Here is a 17069-nt window from a genome sequence, read left to right on the forward strand (position 1 = left end):
AGGATGAAAAAATTACTAAGCTTTGAATTCTGGCAGAAATTCGGAAAAGCACTAATGGTTGTGGTAGCTGTTATGCCTGCCGCCGGATTGATGATCAGTATTGGGAAGACGATCCCCATGATTAATGCCGATTGGGCATTTTTGGTAACGACCGGTGGTGTGATCGAAAATATTGGTTGGGCAATTATTGGGAATCTGCACTTATTATTTGCATTAGCTATCGGTGGTAGTTGGGCGAAAGAACGCGCAGGCGGGGCATTCGCTGCGGGGATTGCATTTGTATTGATCAATCGAATCACAGGTTCGATCTTCGGGGTCACAAGCGCCATGCTGACGGAAGAAGGGGCTTTTACTCATACATTGTTCGGTACGAAAATTATGGTGGATGGCTTTTTTACAAGTGTCTTAGAAGCTCCGGCACTGAACATGGGTGTTTTTGTAGGGATCATCGCCGGGTTTGTGGGTGCGACTGCTTATAATAAATACTATAATTTCCGCAAACTGCCCGATGCGCTTTCGTTTTTTAATGGCAAGCGCTTCGTCCCGTTTGTTGTAATTGCTCGTTCCGTGGTTGTTGCGATCGTGTTAGCGATCGTTTGGCCTTATATTCAAGCAGGAATCAATAACTTTGGCTTGTGGATCGCACAATCGCAAGAAAGTGCGCCGATTTTAGCACCTTTCTTGTTTGGAACATTAGAACGATTACTATTGCCATTTGGGCTGCATCACATGCTGACTATTCCCATCAATTATACTGAATTGGGAGGCACCTATACGATCTTATCTGGTGCACAAGCGGGGACACAAGTTTTCGGTCAAGATCCTCTATGGTTAGCTTGGGCAACTGATTTAGTCAATATGCGAAATGCAGGGGATACTTCACAATACCAATTCTTGATAGAGAATTTTGTGCCTGCACGTTTCAAAGTCGGACAAATGATCGGTTCTTCTGGTATTTTGATGGGACTTGCCTATGCAATGTATCGCAATGTCGATGCAGACAAACGCCATAAATATACCTCGATGTATTTATCCGCTGCCATTGCGGTTTTCTTGACAGGTGTGACAGAGCCATTGGAATTTATGTTCATGTTTGCGGCTGTACCGTTATATGTTGTTTATGCAGTCGTTCAAGGGGCAGCATTTGCTATGGCGGATATCGTTCACCTGCGTGTTCACTCCTTTGGAAATATCGAACTATTGACTCGGACACCAATGGCGATCAATGCAGGTCTGGGTCAGGACTTGATCAATTTTGTCCTAGTAACGATCGCATTTGGGGTCGGCATGTATTTCTTGGCTAACTTCTTAATCAAAAAATTCAACTTTGCGACGCCCGGACGCAACGGCAACTACGAAGTAGAAGGAGCTGACGAAAACGTAGCAACAACTGCCTCTGACGGAACGTTAGATCCAAACTCTCAAGTGGTTAAGATCATTCATCTGTTGGGAGGACGTGAAAACATCCGCGATGTAGATGCATGTATGACTCGCTTAAGGGTCTCTGTCAAAGACCCTAGCTCAGTAGGAGACGAAAAGTCTTGGAAAGGTGCTGGCGCATTAGGTTTGATCGTAAAAGATAACGGAGTGCAAGCGGTATATGGGCCTAAAGCCGATGTACTTAAATCAGACATCCAGGATATCTTGGATTCCGGTGTGGCGATTCCTGAAGCAGTCATAAAAGAAGTCACTAATGAGACGAATCACGAAAGCCAAGGGATAACCGCTGAGGTTGTTTCAGTAGCCGATGGGCAAGTGATTCCGATCACGGAGGTCAGTGATCAAGTCTTTGCAGAGAAAATGATGGGGGACGGATTTGGCGTGATTCCCGATAACACGCAGGTGTATTCACCTGTCTCTGGGAAAGTGACGAATGTTTTTCCTACGAAACATGCGATTGGGTTGCTATCTGATGAAGGAGTCGAAGTATTGGTTCATATGGGCTTGGATACTGTTGAACTTCAAGGGGCACCATTCACAGTTTCTGTCACAGAAGGGCAGCAAGTCACAAAAGGTGACCCGTTGGCTTTAATGGATCTCGCAGCTATCAAAGAAGCGGGTAAGGATACAACGATCGTTGTAGTAATGACAAATACCGATCAAATCGATTCCTTTGAATTGTCCCAAACTGGTCAGCAAAAAGCTGCAGCAGTTGTTGGAATCGTCAAACTATAATAAAATGACTAAGAGCTGTGCCATAAGTATTTTACCAAACTGAATATCCAAACGATCGTGGGGTTGCTACAGTCTGGTAGTTTCTCGTCGCAATTCACGAGAAGTACAGCTGATCTCATACAGTGCGGATAGTTTCGTCTGGTTCATACTTATGGCACAGCTCCGTTCTTTTATTTACATTTTGAAAGAAGATAATCAAACGCAGAGGAGCGTTATTCATGAAAGTTTTAACATTAAACACCCATAGCTGGTTAGAAGACGATCAAGAAGCAAAATTAAAAGTGATCGCACAAGAAATCGCAGCAGGAGATTATGATTTGATTGCGTTGCAAGAAGTCAATCAATCGATTGCTGCTACAACGATCGTTCCGGATGGTCTTTATTGTCCGACAGAGGCGATCCTTGAGATCAAAGAAGACAATTTTGCTTTGCGCTTAGTAGAAGAACTGCAGATTCTGGATCACGATTATTATTGGTCATGGACTTACAGTCATGTGGGTTATGATGTCTATCATGAAGGGAATGCCTTACTGTCCAAAAATCCAATCATTGCCAAAGAATATTTGGCTTCTGAGACAACCGATGTCTGGGACCATACTACGCGAAAAAATCTTAGCGGTCTCACAGAAGTAGACGGCAAAATGATCCAAGTGTTAAGCTGCCATTTTTCTTGGTGGAATGACGGCAAGTTTGCCTATGAATGGCAGCAAACCGAAGCGTTTTTGACTGAGCGAGCAGCATCGCTCTTGCTTTTAGGTGATTTCAATAATGAGGCAGACAGCTTGGGTTATCAGCTGGTTAAAAACAGTTCATTGCAGCTGCAGGATAGTTTTCTTGCCGCAACAAAAACGATCGGTGAGGCTTCGGTTGTTAAAGCAATCGATGGCTGGCAAGACAATCAGACAGCCTTGCGTATCGATTATGTCTTTGCCTCACAGAATGAACAGCCCGTAGAGTATGAAGTGGTCTTTGACGGTCAGCGGCTGCCGATAGTCAGCGATCATTTTGGTATCTGTGTGGTTTTTGAATAACCAAGAATAGAGACGACTTCGATTATTCGCTTGCTATCGCTTGAATCGGCTAGAGATTCAGGAAGCAGACAATCGATTAAAAAAAGGATGAGACCAGAAACGAATTTCTGATTTCATCCTTTTTATTTTGATCAAATGTCAATCGAACCATAGCGGTTTTTTAAGGCAGTGCGTATTAAGCGTTCTGCCAAATGTTCATTCCGGGCAAGCAGTGGACCATGGAAATAGGAACCAAAAACATTGCGGTAGACCACGCCTTCTGTTTGGTCCTCGCCATTGTTTCCCTGCCCTTCTACGACTTTACCTAGTGGTTTCTCACCTTTGCCAAGAAACGTCCGACCATTGTGATTTTCAAAACCATAATAGGTCTCATCGAATTCTTCATTATGGATAACGATATCTCCGATGAAGCGATTGTTTTCTTGACTCAATGTGTAATGATCCAATGCGCTAATTCCTTTGATTTTCTCTCCGTTAGCTCCCATGTAGTAATGACCTAACAACTGATACCCGCCACAAATGGCCAACATGACTCCATCGTTCTCGATGTATTCCGTCAATGCTTCTTTTTTTGTTTGGATATCTTCAGAAACGATCAGCTGTTCAAAATCCTGTCCGCCGCCAAAAAAGACTAAGTCATACTTCTTCGGATCAAATGGTTCATGGATGCTGACGACTTCCGAAATGAATTCTACACCCATTTTTTCGGCTACATAACGCAACATCAACAAATTGCCATTATCCCCGTAGGTGTTCAGCAAATTCCCGTAAAGATGAGCAACATTCAAACGATAATTAGCCACGATCCATCCCCCCTTTGATATAGCCTTTTTCTGCCAATTTTTTGCGTAGTTGCAAAACAGCAGTATAGGTTGCTAGGATATAGACTTTTTCAGTTGGTAGATTGGCGATATCTTTAATGACCTCATCAAGGTCTTTTGTTTCGGTGATCTTTTCTTCGGGAATTCCCGCTACTTTTAAACGCAGCGTCATATCTTGATGGCGGTCGCCGCCAGCAATGACTTGAGGAATCGCCATTTCGGCAAATGCTTCATGATTTCCATCCCAGATCCAGCTAACATCAATGCCGTCCGCATAATTTGCATTCAAGAGACTGACGAGAGAAAAAGGATACGGAGATAAGCCGATCATATCGATCACTTGATTCAGTCCTACCGGATTTTTGACTAACACGAGTGTACACTCTTTGCCATCGATGGTAATGACTTCTTGACGGCCAAAGACTTTTTCATCATAGGCCAATCCAGCTCTGATTTTTTCAGGTGCGACTTGATAATATTCCGCTACAGCGGTCGCTGCCAATGCATTATAGACATTGTACATGCCGCCAACTTCGATTCCATATGAATTCCCATCAATGATAAAATCAGCAGAAGTATTGTCCATTGCTGTGATGGCTGTCAATTTGTAGTCTAGTTTTGGACGTTTGAAGCCGCAGTTCGGACAATAGTATTTGCCTAGATTCGCATAGGTAATCATTTGGTAATGTAAGATGTGGTGGCATTCTGGACAAAGAACCCCGTCTGTATTGTAATGGGCCATCTGCTCCTGATTAGGTAAGTGATCAAAGCCATAATACTTTCTTGGATTAACAGTAGTGACAGAATTGAACAACGGGGAATCACCATTACATAGAATTGTGGCCGTCGGTGAATTTGCTGCTCCTTCAACGATCATTTTATATGTTGTATAGATTTCACCATAACGGTCCATCTGATCGCGAAAAATATTCGTGAAGACAAATAGTTCAGGTTTGATATACTTCGTTACTTTGCTAAGACTAGCTTCATCGATCTCTAGTACTGCAAACTTTTTGCCGCCTTTTGGTTTGGCAGATAAGAAAGTAGAAACGATTCCTTGGACCATATTGGCACCTGTTGGATTTGTCAGCACATCATCAAATTCTTGCCGTAAAATATTCACCGTCAGTGCAGTAGTCAAGGTTTTTCCGTTCGTACCAGTGATAACGACAACTTGATAATCTTTTGCTAGATGATCTAAAATATGCGGATCGATTTTTAATGCTATTTTCCCAGGCAGACTTGATCCGCCTTTAAAAAAGTTTTTTAATACCCACTGAGAGGTCTTACCGACTGTGACAGCCAGTTGACTTCTTAACCCCATAGTTGAACCTCCAAACGAGATGATTGTCTTTTTAGTTTAAATTCAATTTATCATACCATATGTTCTAAAAAAGGTTAAACGGCTTTTCGATTTCTTTAAGTTTCTGCAAAGAGTTCAGTTTATTGAACCAAAAAAGGCAGAGACATTCGTTACAAACAAGATGTCTCTGCCGCTTCAAAACGCTTGTGGAAGGCTCGCGACTTTAAGATACAACGCTTAGAACCTTCAATAGCGCCATTTTACTGGCTGTTTAACCAATAATAATCTTCTCGGTTGGGTATTCATAACCTAAATCTCGGGTTTCTTTTGGCACAAACAACAACAACGTATAAAGCATACCTACACGTCCAATGAACATCAGTAAGGCTATCACTAACTTACCCACACTTGAGAGATCATCGGTGATCCCTAACGATAAACCGGTGGTCCCAAACGCAGAAGCTACTTCGACAATGATGGCGATCAACGGGATATCTTCAGTGGCAGTCAAAAATAATACGCAGAAAAAGCACATTCCTAAGGATAACATGAAGACAACAACCGACTTACGCACATCGTCTTCATCGATCCGTCGGCCAAATATGTTGATATTGTCTTCACTCTTTAAGAAGGCATAAAGATAAAGACCAATAATGGCGATCGTTGTCGTACGAATCCCGCCACCAACTGAACTTGGGCTGCAACCGATAAACATTAGTAACGAAAAAACGATCAATGTCGTAGTCTGAAAGTTCCCTAAATCATGGATCTGCAGTCCAGCATTACGGGTAGTCATGGAATAAAACATACTGTTGATCCAGGTGCTGCTAAAGCCGTAATCTTTGAACAGATGGTCTTTCTCTAGGAAATAAATGGCGATCGTTCCACCGATAAACAAAATCACAAAAGCCAACATCGCGATTTTTGTAAACAATGAAAAGCGAAAAGGCAGTTGTCGGCGATTTTTTTTCAGCTTGAAGAGGGCCCATTCTCGGAAATCCATAATCACTGGAAACCCAATCCCACCGGTAAAAATCAAAAACATGATACAAATCAAAAAGAAATAATCATGTGCGAAAGGTAAAATGGAATTTCCTGTCACGTCAAAACCAGAGTTTGTGACCGCGGAAATAGCTTGGTAAAAACCATAAAATAGGGCATCCCGCCAATTGTCATAATAGCCATTAAAATAAAAATAAATAGAAAAAATAGCGCCAGAGATGGCTTGGCAAAGTAAGATGATCGTAAACGTGATTCGAATCATCCGCACGATTCCGCTTAGCTTTGGCTGATTCATATCCGTCATAATCAACTGACGCTGCTTCAATGAGATCTTTCTCCGAGAAACGATCGCAAAGAAAGTGGAGATCATCATAATCCCTAGTCCACCCACTTGAAAAAGAACTTCAAGAAGCACTACACCGCGATCATTGAACACATCATCGATAGGGAATGTCGTCAATCCGGTGACACTGACCGTGCTGACTGCCATAAAAAACATATCGATGAAGGAAGCATGAGAACGAGGTTCACGAAAAAAGGGAAGATAAAATAAACCTAAGGAAATAATCGTCATCAGAATATAGTAAAAAACGATCACTTGGATCGAAGAAACATTTTGGGCAATAAAATATTTGCTTTTGCGTTGTGTCAGACGAGCAAACCGCGTGAAATTCATAACTAGTCTCCTCACTAAATAAACTACCCACAGTATACCAAAGAACCAAGCAGTTTCAAAAGAAAGCAAGATTGAAAGTAAGTAGCAGCCAATATCATCAAAGAAACGCTCTGCAAAAATATGAGATAGTGCCGCAAAACAATTAATGGAACAGAGAAGACGATAGCCTGTCATTGAGAGAGTACTAGAAGATAGCGGTGAGCCGGACAAAAAACTGTATGCCCGATAAGTCTGTTGGGCATACAGTTTTTTTGAAGAGATCGGTTAGTTAGAGTGCTTCCACCGCTTCGATTGCGCGAAAGACTTTTTCTGGAGTGATCATTGGGTCGATCAGGACAAATGTTTCTTCTTCTTTAACGGCATAAGTCAAAACAGGCGCAAAATAAGCGCGATCCACACGAGTGACATGCAAGTCTTTTAGTTTCATAGGTAAGTGCAATGCTTCGTAGAAAGGACGCAGTTCCTCGATAACAGCAAAATCGTTGGTGTAGGCAAGCTGTACCCAGATGCAGTAGGCCACTTTATTGCCATGGAGGACACTGTGGGTTTCGCTCAGATAAGATAAGCCGTCATGTAATGCGTGGGCGCCAGAAGTTCTGCCAAACTCTACAGCAAATCCACCAACTTCTCCTGCTAAAGCGATGATGGCATCTGTGATTCGCGCAAAAGCTGGCGTCAAGCGCCCGGCTTCTAAATCAGTGACTGCTTGGATGGCATCTGCGATCAAGAGTTCTTTGATTAGTTTTGCACTTTGAAAACCGAGCCGAACCAAGGCTGTTTTATCTTCTTCTGCCATCGTGCGTACAATGGCTTCCATTTCATAATACTTGGCTAGCGTGTCTGCGATGCCTGCAATGAAATAATCCACGGGTGTTGCTAGCAAGAATCGAGTATCGACGATCGTCATATAAGCCCCTTTTTTGGCGTAATCGATCTTGCAGATTGTGTGGTCTGGGTAATAGGCGACAATCACAGGAGTAAAGGGTGCACAGTTGGAAACCAATGTAGGGATGACGATCAGCTCCGCTTCCATTCTTTCTGCAGTAATTTTTGCGGTATCTGCGACACGTCCACCACCGATCGCAAGCAGGACATCTGCGTGTTTGATCTTATCCGCTAACTCCTGAGCATTCTCATAACTTGAGGAGCCATCATAGCGATAAACAGGATAGTCAAATGGATGCGGATAATAGGTTTTAAAAACGTCAAATGATTGATCGCCAGTAATGACAGCAACCTGATCAAAATCATTGAGATACTCTGGTAGATCAAAAAGAACTCCTTCACCAGTAATATACCGGTTTGGTCCAGGGCGGACTTCATTGGCTAACATAACACAACACTCCTTTGCAATCGTCAGAATTTTCTAATTAGTGTAACGTGGAATAGCGCCTGCTGTCAATTTTTCTTTTGAGCAGTTTTGTTCAGATCAGCCAGGCCAAAGCCAATCGGCGCAAGCAGGCGTAAAGAGGGCATAAAGAAAGACCCTAACAAAGGAGAGTTTGTTCTTGCTAGTCTTCGCATAATCAAGACTGTTTTGCGAAGATCCTCTCCTTTTGAGGGTCAGTTGTTGGGCGAGAAAACAGCACTATTTCTATCTCAGAAACTAAAGGAATATTCAAACTGCCGCTTCTCAAAATAGGTTATGTCCAGTTTTGACGGATGAAACCAGCTCGTCCTGAACCTTCACGGTAGGCGTTGTAATGCGCCGTATTTTTCTTATAAAAATCTTGATGATAGTCTTCTGCTGGATAGAAAGGTTCAGCAGGTTCGATTGTTGTCACGATTGGATCTGTAAAGCGACCGCTTGCTTGCAAAGCGGCTTTTGAAGCTTCTGCGATTTTTCGTTGTTCTTCACTATTGTAATAGATGACTGGACGGTAAGAGTCCCCACGGTCTGCGAACTGACCAAAGGCATCTGTAGGATCGGTTTGTTGCCAATAGATAGCCACGAGTTCTTCATACGTTATTTGTTCAGGATCGAAAGTGATTTCTACGGCTTCTGTATGTCCTGTGGTTCCAGTTGTTACTTCTTGATAGGTAGGATGAGGGACATGTCCACCGGTAAAACCTGAGACTACCGAAAGAATTCCTGGTAAAGAATCGAAAGGTTTGACCATACACCAGAAGCAGCCGCCGGCAAAAATTGCAGTATCTTTCATTGTGATTCCTCCTTTGGTTTTATGGTATGCTTCTTATAGAGAAAGACAAGCGATATGCTTATAAGAAACGGCCAAAGAAAGCGAGGTTTGCTGTGGATATGATCATCATTTTATTGCGGGGGAATTCTGGCAGCGGAAAAACGACAGTAGCAAAAGCGCTGCATCAACAATTAGGGGCAGAAGCGGTGTTGATCTCACAGGATGTATTTCGCCGAGAAATTTTTCACGTGAAAGATACGCCTAATAATCATGCTGTAGGTCTAATGATGGAGGCCCTTTTATATGCGCGAGGGAAGGTTCCTTTCATCATCGTTGAGGGAATTTTTGCCCGTGAAAAATACCAGGACTTCTTGCTCTTTTTACTAGAATCCTTTGAGAAGTGTCTCATTTATTATTTTGATGTGCCTTTTCAAACAACGATTGAAAGACACCGAACACGGCCGCAACGGGTATTTTTTTCCGAATCATCGCTACAAAAGTGGTGGCTCGAAAAAGACCTTCTCTTTGGGGAAAACGGCATAGCGTCCAAGAGCAATGATACGAGTAATAAATCAGTCCTCTCAAAAGAGAAGATGTTTACAGAGAAGCAGACAATATCTGAAATGATCACGATGATCTTGGAGGATACGAAACAGTTTCAAAAATAGCCTTGAAGCAAACGATCTGTTTTCCAAAAAAACTAAAGTGAGGTATCTCTATGTTAGACAAATCAATTCCTTATGCAGAAATTTGGATGGAGCGCATGGCTGCGGATGAAGTAGCACCGGTCCCTGACTCAAATAACTACATCATTCAACCTTATCAATCCGGTGATGCGAGTGAGTGGGCGCGGATTGAGACAGCGGTGGGAGAATTTGATACAGAAGCCGCGGCACTTGCGTATTTTGAAAAAGACTTTCTCCCCTATGAATCTCAATTGCCGCAACGAATGTTTTTTGCAGTGGATCCAGAAGGAACAAAGGTAGGAACAGCGACTGCTTGGTGGAAGAAGAAGCAAGATGGCAACATTGTGCCGCTCGTTCATTGGGTAGCAGTCATTCCCAGCGCTCAAAGACAAGGGATCGCTCGCGGCTTGGTAACCAAAGTTATAGAAACATGCCAGAACCAAACGGCAGATTCCGAAGAATCTGCTGCCGCTATTTTTCTCCATACGCAAACATGGAGTCATGCTGCGATTGGACTGTATCAACAACTAGGCTTCAAACTTATTGATACAGACTATCAGGGACAGATGAATCCCGAGTACGAACAAGTATTGACTATTTTGAGAGACGTGGCGCAGAAGGAAAACGGGCAGTAAAGCCAATCATTTGCAGGCATCGTTCTGTTCAGTACCCCTCTTAGCGACTTCTGAATTTAAACCTGTAAAAATTCCTTGTTTTCAAGTATAATACCAAAGGAGTATCAGGAAGGATGGGCAAGATGGCACAACTTTTTTTTAAATATGGCGCGATGAATAGTGGCAAAACGATCGAGATTTTAAAAGTTGCACATAATTATGAAGAACAAGACAAGCCGGTCGTGATTATGACCAGCGGCATCGATACCCGAAGCGGGATCGGAACAGTTTCCAGTCGTATTGGGTTAGAGCGTGACGCCATTCCGATTTTCGATGAGACCGATTTGTATCATTTAGTAAAAGATCTAGGATATCAACCCTATTGCATTTTGATTGATGAGGCACAGTTTTTGAAAAAACACCATGTCTTGGCGTTTACTAAAATCGTAGACGAATTAGGCATTCCTGTGATGGCATTTGGTTTAAAAAATGATTTTCGCAACGAATTATTCGAAGGTTCTAAATATCTGCTTCTTTATGCAGATAAAATTGAAGAAATGAAAACGATCTGCTGGTTCTGCCACAAAAAGGCGACCATGAATCTGCATTACATTGACGGTAAACCAGTCTATGAAGGCGATCAAGTTCAAATTGGCGGTAATGAAGCCTATTACCCTGTTTGTCGCAAACACTATTTTCACCCTGGAATCAAAAAAGAAGGAGAATAAAACATGTACGATCAGTTACAAGCGATTGAAGACCGTTATGAAGAACTAGGCGAACTGCTTAGTGATCCCGCTGTCATTTCAGATACGAAACGGTTCATGCAGTTGTCCAAAGAAGAAGCAAATACCCGAGAGACTGTCGAAGTGTATCGCCGTTACAAAGAAGTCGTTGAAGGCATCAAAGATACAGAGGAACTATTGGGCGAAAACTTGGATGCAGAAATGGCAGAAATGGCTAAAGAAGAACTATCTGACTTAAAAAAAGAAAAAGATGTTCTTGAAGACCGCATCAAAATCTTATTATTACCAAAAGATCCCAATGATGACAAAAACATTATCATGGAAATTCGCGGGGCTGCGGGTGGAGATGAAGCGGCACTATTTGCTGGAGATCTCTTTAATATGTATCAGAAATATGCGGAAACACAAGGTTGGAAAGTCGAAGTGATGGATGCCAACGTTACCGGCATCGGCGGCTACAAAGAAGTCATCATGATGATCAGCGGTGAGAATGTCTATTCAAAATTGAAATATGAAAGTGGCGCGCATCGGGTACAACGCGTGCCGTCGACAGAATCTCAAGGACGAATCCACACATCTACAGCAACCGTAGTCGTGATGCCAGAAGCAGAAGAAGTAGAGATCGATATTGCTGATAAAGATATCCGAACAGATATCTATCATGCTTCAGGCGCTGGTGGTCAGCACGTCAACAAAACGGCATCAGCTGTCCGCTTGACACACTTGCCGACTGGTATCGTCGTTGCCATGCAGGATGAGCGTTCACAGTTGAAGAACCGTGAGAAAGCGATAAAAGTCTTGCGGGCAAGAGTATACGACCAAATCCAGCAAGAAGCACGAAGCGAATACGATGCAAATCGTAAATCAGCAGTGGGAACTGGGGATCGTTCTGAACGGATCCGTACGTATAACTTTCCGCAAAATCGGGTGACGGACCACCGCATCGGGTTGACTATCCAAAAATTGGATCAAATTTTGGCTGGAAAACTTGATGAGATCATTGATGCATTGATCATGTACGATCAAACATCAAAATTGGAAGAAATGCAAAATGGGTAAAACCTATCGAGAAGTCCTTTCACGGGCTTCTTCTTTTTTAGAAACAAAGGGACTGGAAGGGTATGCGATCCAATACCTTTTTCTGGCTCGTAAAAATTGGCAAAAACTAGATTGGTTGCTGCATATGGATCAGCAAATTTCGCCAGCTGATAAAGTGCAAATTGAAGCAGATCTGCAGCAGCTTTTAGCGCATCGTCCCCCCCAATACCTTTTAGGCTATGAAGAGTTTTATGGCCATCGCTTCAAAGTAACAGAAGACACATTGATTCCTCGACCGGAAACGGAAGAATTAGTCGCTTTGTGTCTGGAGCAAACAGAACCTGCAGAGAATTTGCGGGTCGTAGATATTGGGACAGGGACAGGTGCGATCGCGGTCTCTTTGAAATTGGCACGTCCTCACTGGCAGATCGCTGCTGTTGATCTTTCAGAGGCCGCATTGGCGGTAGCTAAAGAGAATGCGGCGCAATTAGGTGCGGAGGTCGCTTTTTATCAAGGCGACACGCTGACACCAGTGGGGGATCAATCATGGGACATCATTGTATCAAACCCGCCTTATATCAGTGAGCAGGAGTGGGAGCTGATGGATGCCAGTGTGCGTCAGTTTGAACCCCAAATGGCCCTTTTTGCAGCGGAGAATGGTCTAGTGATGTATCGTAAGATTGCAGACCAGGCAAAGAAGTTATTGACACCTGACGGAAAAATCTTCGTCGAAATCGGTTTTCAACAAGGCAAATCTGTCCAGCGTATTTTTGCGGAAGCTTTTCCAGATAAAAAAGTTACGGTCATTCAAGATTTATCTGGAAAAGATCGGTTGGTCGCAGTACAATAATCCACAGCATGTGGACAACCATTTTTTTGAAAAATTTTTTTGATAAAAAACAGTGATAGAGTAAGACTTACTTGCGAATAAAAGTTATAAACAGGGTTATCCACACTTGACAAACGATTTATCCACAAAATGTGGATAAAAACCGAAAAAATGTTGATAAGTGTGGAAGTCCTCAAAAAAAGGATGTGGATAAACTGTGGAAACAAAAAAATTTAGTGAAGAACAATTATCCGAAGCAGCAAAAATTTTAGCCGCGGGTGGATTAGTTGCTTTTCCTACAGAAACAGTGTATGGCTTAGGCGCTAACGCTCTTTTGCCTGAAGCGGTAGCACAAGTCTATGCCGTCAAAGGAAGACCTAGTGACAACCCATTGATCGTCCATCTCGCCGACCCGGAACAACTGAAGGATTATGTGGATAACTTGCATCCAGCAGCGGAAAAATTGATGGCAAAGTTTTGGCCTGGCCCCCTAACATTGATTTTTTCTATCAAAAATAACAGTTTACCGTCTATTGTGACCGGGGGGTTATCCACAGCGGCATTCCGTATGCCAGCGAATAAAAAAACACTTTCAGTCATTAAACAGGCACATGTCCCACTAGTCGGACCTAGCGCAAATACCTCTGGCAAGCCAAGTCCGACCTCAGCTGAACATGTATTGCATGATTTGAAAGGAAAGATAGCTGGTGTGATCGATGATGGGACTACTAGGATCGGAGTTGAATCAACAGTCTTGGATTTAAGTGATCCGACAGCAAACCCAATGATCTTGCGTCCAGGAGCCGTGACCAAAGAACAATTAGAAACGGTTTTAGGCAGTGAAGTCGAAATAGATAAACACCTAGTATCTGAAGGTGAAAGACCCAAAGCACCGGGAATGAAATACAAACATTATGCTCCGGATACAAAGGTTGTGATGGTTCGGTCAGAGGACTGGCCAGCAGCACTCGATTGGGTCAAGCAGCAGCGATTGCGAGCAGGTGTCTTGGCAGGCCCATCAATTTGTGAGACAGCCAGATTTGAAACAGCAGCTGTTTACATGTATGCGGACGACACGGTTGAGGCAGCAGCAAAAGGACTTTTTGCAGGTTTGCGAGCCTTAGATGAATCGATCGCTGGCTTGGAGATCATTTTAGTGACCGCTTTTCCTGAGACAGGGATGGGCAGCGCCTATATGAATCGCTTGAAAAAAGCAGCCAATCAAAATTTTTTTCAGGTAAAATAGAAAAAACGCTGCTTTGATCATAGGTAGTGCTTAGGAAATATGATACAATGCTAGCATTAAGGTAAAGGGGTGTTGTATGAATGGACTATCAAACGTTTGATCCTGATTTATGGCAAGCCATTGAAAAGGAAGCGGATCGCCAACAAAACAATTTAGAATTGATCGCATCTGAAAATATCGTTTCCGCAGGTGTAAGAGCGGCTCAAGGCAGTATTTTAACAAATAAATATGCCGAAGGATATCCAGGTCGCCGTTACTACGGTGGTTGTGAATTTGTCGATGTTGTTGAAAATTTAGCAATTGATCGTGCCAAAGAACTTTTTGGTGCGGCCTATGCAAACGTACAGCCTCACTCAGGCTCACAAGCCAATACTGCAGCATATCTAGCGTTGATTGAACCAGGAGATACGGTGATGGGCATGGATCTATCCGCAGGTGGGCATTTGACCCATGGCTCTCCAGTCAATTTTAGTGGGAAAACCTATCACTTTGTTAGCTATGGCGTAGACCCAGCGACTGAAGTGATTGATTATAATGTCGTACGGATCTTAGCGAGAAAGCATCAACCAAAATTGATCGTTGCTGGTGCAAGTGCGTATTCACGAACAATCGATTTTGCCAAATTCCGTGAAATTGCTGATGAAGTCGGTGCTAAGTTGATGGTAGATATGGCACATATCGCAGGATTAGTTGCTGCTGGTCTGCATCCAAATCCAGTTCCTTATGCAGACATCACTACTTCTACGACCCACAAAACCCTTAGAGGGCCTCGTGGCGGCTTGATTTTGACCAATGACGAAGACTTAGCGAAAAAAATCAACAGTGCAGTCTTTCCTGGCATTCAAGGCGGACCTTTGGAACATGTGGTCGCTGCCAAGGCAGTCGCATTCAAAGAAGCATTGGATGAAGACTTCAAATCCTATTCAGAGCAAGTGATCAGAAATGCGCAAGCAATGGCAAAAGTGTTCAATCAAGCACCGCAAGCACGGCTTGTTTCTGGTGCAACGGACAATCATTTATTGCTGATTGATGTGCGAGGATTTGAGCTTAACGGAAAAGAAGCCGAAGCATTGCTTGACCAAGTCAACATCACAGTCAATAAAAATTCGATTCCATTTGAAACCCTTAGCCCATTTAAAACGAGCGGTATTCGTGTCGGCACACCGGCAATCACTAGCCGTGGGTTCAAAGAAGAAGATGCTGTGGAAGTAGCAAAACTGATTGTCAAAGTGTTGGAACACCCTGAAGATACGGCTGTTTTGGAAGAAGCAAAAGCACAAGTGAAAGAGTTGACGGACAAGTATCCGTTGTATTAAGATGTAGCAGGAAAAGGGTTTGAGCCGATGCTCAGATCCTTTTTTGAAGGAATATGGCTATGACGTGATGCAAGGTTGTATCAATCGTTGATTTGCTTTAAAATAAAAGAAAAACCAAAGGAGACTTTTAAAATGGGTAAATTCCAAGTAATTGACCACCCCTTGATTCAACACAAATTAACAATGATCCGCGACAAGAACTGTGGAACGAAAGTGTTCCGTGAAGTTGTCGATGAAATCGCCATGTTGATGGCGTATGAAGTATCACGGGATATGCCCCTCGAAGATGTAGTGATCGAAACACCGATCGAAGAATCGACCCAAAAAACACTTAGTGGTAAAAAAGTAGCAATCGTACCGATTCTACGGGCCGGACTAGGCATGGTCGACGGTATTCTAGAGTTGATCCCAGCGGCTAAAGTAGGACACATTGGTATGTATCGTGATGAAGAAACCCTTGAACCACATGAGTATTTCGTTAAATTGCCTGAAGACATCGACACTCGTCAGTTATTTATTGTTGATCCAATGTTAGCAACTGGTGGTTCAGCGATCATGGCCATCGATGCGTTGAAAAAACGCGGTGCTTCTAACATGAAGTTTGTTTGCCTAGTTGCTGCGCCAGAAGGTGTGAAAGCATTGCAGGATGCCCATCCTGATGTGGATATCTACACAGCAAGCTTAGATGACCGCTTGAATGAACATGGCTACATCGTTCCTGGATTAGGCGATGCTGGTGACCGTTTGTTTGGAACAAAATAAAAGAAAGAGCGTGGAACAAAAAGTGAAAAACACTTTTGTTCCACGCTCTAAACACGTCTAAACGCTGGGAGTAGGAGCAACTCCTTCGGAAATAAATCGAACTACTCAAAAACTACTCAAACATTTGAAAAGCAATTTCCGTGTATTCCTCCTTATTTCTTGGAGATTACCACTTTTGTCCCAGTCTCCTTTTGAACGAACTACATTTTCGTTAACTGTTTATAATTAATGATCAATACACCATTACTTTGTGTAACAAGCTTTTGATTCTCCGCTGTCTGATTCAATTCAACAACCGCAGAGTTCTTAAGCTGCTTAGTGACTGTACCGGTTTGTTTTATTCCATGGATCGTGAACATGACAGGAGTAGCGACCTCAAAATTTGCACCTTCAGCTGACGGGACAACGGTTGTTTCGAACTTACCAAATGTTGCCATGTAAAAACCTCCTTGATATAGTTAAATTATACCACATTTTTTGAAAATTTTCAGTAATCCTATTTTTTCCCTAAACTTCTCTTTACAAAGTTGTGTTTTTTTCTTATAATCTTCTTTGTGTTAGTTGCCAGCTTAGCTCAGTTGGTAGAGCAACGCACTCGTAACGCGTAGGTCACAGGTTCGAATCCTGCAGCTGGCATTGAAGCAGTCTAATTAGACTGCTTCTTTTTTTAGATGATTTTTTTA

At 42.9% G+C, this 17069-nt stretch carries 16 protein-coding genes and 1 tRNA gene; 11 read left to right on the forward strand and 6 right to left on the reverse strand.

The features are described 5' to 3' along the window. Window positions 1-3 precede the first annotated feature (3 nt). Window positions 4-2175, forward strand: a complete 2172-nt coding sequence (locus AB5Z52_RS00575) for a PTS transporter subunit IIBC (protein WP_005472822.1) — start codon at window positions 4-6, stop codon at window positions 2173-2175. A gap of 218 nt (window positions 2176-2393) precedes the next feature. After that, window positions 2394-3206 carry an endonuclease/exonuclease/phosphatase family protein gene (locus tag AB5Z52_RS00580; protein WP_003128501.1) on the forward strand — a complete coding sequence of 271 codons (813 nt, stop codon included), beginning with the start codon at window positions 2394-2396 and terminating at the stop codon, window positions 3204-3206. Between the two features lie 131 nt (window positions 3207-3337). On the opposite strand, the gene AB5Z52_RS00585 is transcribed toward AB5Z52_RS00580, so the two are convergent. From AB5Z52_RS00585 to msrA, 5 genes are all read right to left on the reverse strand, one after another. Next, window positions 3338-4009: a type 1 glutamine amidotransferase gene (locus AB5Z52_RS00585; RefSeq protein WP_003128503.1), complete on the reverse strand. Its 672-nt coding sequence runs from the start codon at window positions 4007-4009 to the stop codon at window positions 3338-3340. Continuing rightward, window positions 4002-5351 carry a Mur ligase family protein gene (locus AB5Z52_RS00590; protein WP_003128505.1) on the reverse strand — a complete coding sequence of 450 codons (1350 nt, stop codon included), beginning with the start codon at window positions 5349-5351 and terminating at the stop codon, window positions 4002-4004. The genes AB5Z52_RS00585 and AB5Z52_RS00590 overlap by 8 nt, the downstream gene beginning before the upstream one ends. Before the next feature lie 250 nt (window positions 5352-5601). Next, the gene (locus AB5Z52_RS00595; RefSeq protein ID WP_005472821.1) at window positions 5602-7008 is read right to left on the reverse strand and encodes a TrkH family potassium uptake protein; all 1407 of its coding nucleotides are present in this window, start codon (window positions 7006-7008) and stop codon (window positions 5602-5604) included. A gap of 268 nt (window positions 7009-7276) precedes the next feature. Then, window positions 7277-8341, reverse strand: coding sequence for an iron-containing alcohol dehydrogenase family protein (locus AB5Z52_RS00600; RefSeq protein ID WP_005472820.1), 1065 nt, complete (start codon window positions 8339-8341; stop codon window positions 7277-7279). 310 nt (window positions 8342-8651) lie between these two features. Beyond that, complete coding sequence (msrA, locus tag AB5Z52_RS00605) at window positions 8652-9170, reverse strand: peptide-methionine (S)-S-oxide reductase MsrA (RefSeq protein ID WP_003128511.1); 519 nt, start codon at window positions 9168-9170, stop codon at window positions 8652-8654. A 98-nt stretch (window positions 9171-9268) separates the two neighbouring features. On the opposite strand from msrA, the gene AB5Z52_RS00610 reads away from it, so the two are divergent. From AB5Z52_RS00610 to upp, 8 genes are all read left to right on the forward strand, one after another. Further along, a complete protein-coding gene (locus tag AB5Z52_RS00610) occupies window positions 9269-9817 on the forward strand; it encodes an AAA family ATPase (RefSeq protein WP_288551399.1) in 549 nt (182 codons plus the stop codon). Window positions 9818-9867: 50 nt separating this feature from the next. After that, entirely contained in the window at window positions 9868-10470 is a 603-nt protein-coding gene (locus AB5Z52_RS00615; protein ID WP_003128513.1) for a GNAT family N-acetyltransferase, read from the forward strand. 122 nt (window positions 10471-10592) lie between these two features. After that, complete coding sequence (locus tag AB5Z52_RS00620) at window positions 10593-11177, forward strand: thymidine kinase (protein WP_029487305.1); 585 nt, start codon at window positions 10593-10595, stop codon at window positions 11175-11177. A gap of 3 nt (window positions 11178-11180) precedes the next feature. Further along, window positions 11181-12254 (forward strand): peptide chain release factor 1, encoded by a 1074-nt coding sequence (gene prfA, locus AB5Z52_RS00625; protein ID WP_288551389.1) that lies wholly within the window; start codon window positions 11181-11183, stop codon window positions 12252-12254. Further along, window positions 12247-13083, forward strand: coding sequence for a peptide chain release factor N(5)-glutamine methyltransferase (gene prmC, locus AB5Z52_RS00630; RefSeq protein WP_003128516.1), 837 nt, complete (start codon window positions 12247-12249; stop codon window positions 13081-13083). Before prfA ends, prmC begins: the two co-directional genes overlap by 8 nt. 196 nt (window positions 13084-13279) lie before the next feature. Continuing rightward, window positions 13280-14308: an L-threonylcarbamoyladenylate synthase gene (locus AB5Z52_RS00635; RefSeq protein WP_005472815.1), complete on the forward strand. Its 1029-nt coding sequence runs from the start codon at window positions 13280-13282 to the stop codon at window positions 14306-14308. An 80-nt stretch (window positions 14309-14388) separates the two neighbouring features. Next, on the forward strand, window positions 14389-15624 hold the full coding sequence (glyA, locus tag AB5Z52_RS00640; RefSeq protein ID WP_005472813.1) for a serine hydroxymethyltransferase: 1236 nt from the start codon (window positions 14389-14391) through the stop codon (window positions 15622-15624). 132 nt (window positions 15625-15756) lie between these two features. After that, window positions 15757-16386 carry a uracil phosphoribosyltransferase gene (gene upp / locus AB5Z52_RS00645; RefSeq protein ID WP_005472811.1) on the forward strand — a complete coding sequence of 210 codons (630 nt, stop codon included), beginning with the start codon at window positions 15757-15759 and terminating at the stop codon, window positions 16384-16386. 200 nt (window positions 16387-16586) lie between these two features. Here the strand turns inward: upp and AB5Z52_RS00650 are convergent, their stop codons facing one another. Continuing rightward, the gene (locus AB5Z52_RS00650; protein ID WP_003128523.1) at window positions 16587-16823 is read right to left on the reverse strand and encodes a hypothetical protein; all 237 of its coding nucleotides are present in this window, start codon (window positions 16821-16823) and stop codon (window positions 16587-16589) included. A gap of 126 nt (window positions 16824-16949) precedes the next feature. On the opposite strand from AB5Z52_RS00650, the gene AB5Z52_RS00655 reads away from it, so the two are divergent. Then, window positions 16950-17022 (forward strand) — tRNA-Thr (locus AB5Z52_RS00655). Window positions 17023-17069 lie beyond the last annotated feature (47 nt).

Source organism: Enterococcus sp. RTP21361st1_A6_RTP21361_211029 (genome assembly GCF_040910045.1).
Taxonomy (GTDB): Bacteria; Bacillota; Bacilli; order Lactobacillales; family Enterococcaceae; genus Enterococcus_D; species Enterococcus_D gallinarum.

Excerpts from the sequence above, each read along its gene's own strand:
- AB5Z52_RS00595 (WP_005472821.1), bottom strand. The coding sequence starts at position 7,008 with ATGAATTTCACGCGGTTTGCTCGTCTGACACAACGCAAAAGCAAATAT.
- AB5Z52_RS00610 (WP_288551399.1), top strand. The coding sequence starts at position 9,269 with ATGATCATCATTTTATTGCGGGGGAATTCTGGCAGCGGAAAAACGACA.
- AB5Z52_RS00575 (WP_005472822.1), top strand. The coding sequence starts at position 4 with ATGAAAAAATTACTAAGCTTTGAATTCTGGCAGAAATTCGGAAAAGCA.
- AB5Z52_RS00650 (WP_003128523.1), bottom strand. The coding sequence starts at position 16,823 with ATGGCAACATTTGGTAAGTTCGAAACAACCGTTGTCCCGTCAGCTGAA.
- glyA (WP_005472813.1), top strand. The coding sequence starts at position 14,389 with ATGGACTATCAAACGTTTGATCCTGATTTATGGCAAGCCATTGAAAAG.
- AB5Z52_RS00590 (WP_003128505.1), bottom strand. The coding sequence starts at position 5,351 with ATGGGGTTAAGAAGTCAACTGGCTGTCACAGTCGGTAAGACCTCTCAG.
- msrA (WP_003128511.1), bottom strand. The coding sequence starts at position 9,170 with ATGAAAGATACTGCAATTTTTGCCGGCGGCTGCTTCTGGTGTATGGTC.
- AB5Z52_RS00600 (WP_005472820.1), bottom strand. The coding sequence starts at position 8,341 with ATGTTAGCCAATGAAGTCCGCCCTGGACCAAACCGGTATATTACTGGT.
- upp (WP_005472811.1), top strand. The coding sequence starts at position 15,757 with ATGGGTAAATTCCAAGTAATTGACCACCCCTTGATTCAACACAAATTA.
- AB5Z52_RS00620 (WP_029487305.1), top strand. The coding sequence starts at position 10,593 with ATGGCACAACTTTTTTTTAAATATGGCGCGATGAATAGTGGCAAAACG.
- AB5Z52_RS00580 (WP_003128501.1), top strand. The coding sequence starts at position 2,394 with ATGAAAGTTTTAACATTAAACACCCATAGCTGGTTAGAAGACGATCAA.
- AB5Z52_RS00615 (WP_003128513.1), top strand. The coding sequence starts at position 9,868 with ATGTTAGACAAATCAATTCCTTATGCAGAAATTTGGATGGAGCGCATG.
- prfA (WP_288551389.1), top strand. The coding sequence starts at position 11,181 with ATGTACGATCAGTTACAAGCGATTGAAGACCGTTATGAAGAACTAGGC.
- prmC (WP_003128516.1), top strand. The coding sequence starts at position 12,247 with ATGGGTAAAACCTATCGAGAAGTCCTTTCACGGGCTTCTTCTTTTTTA.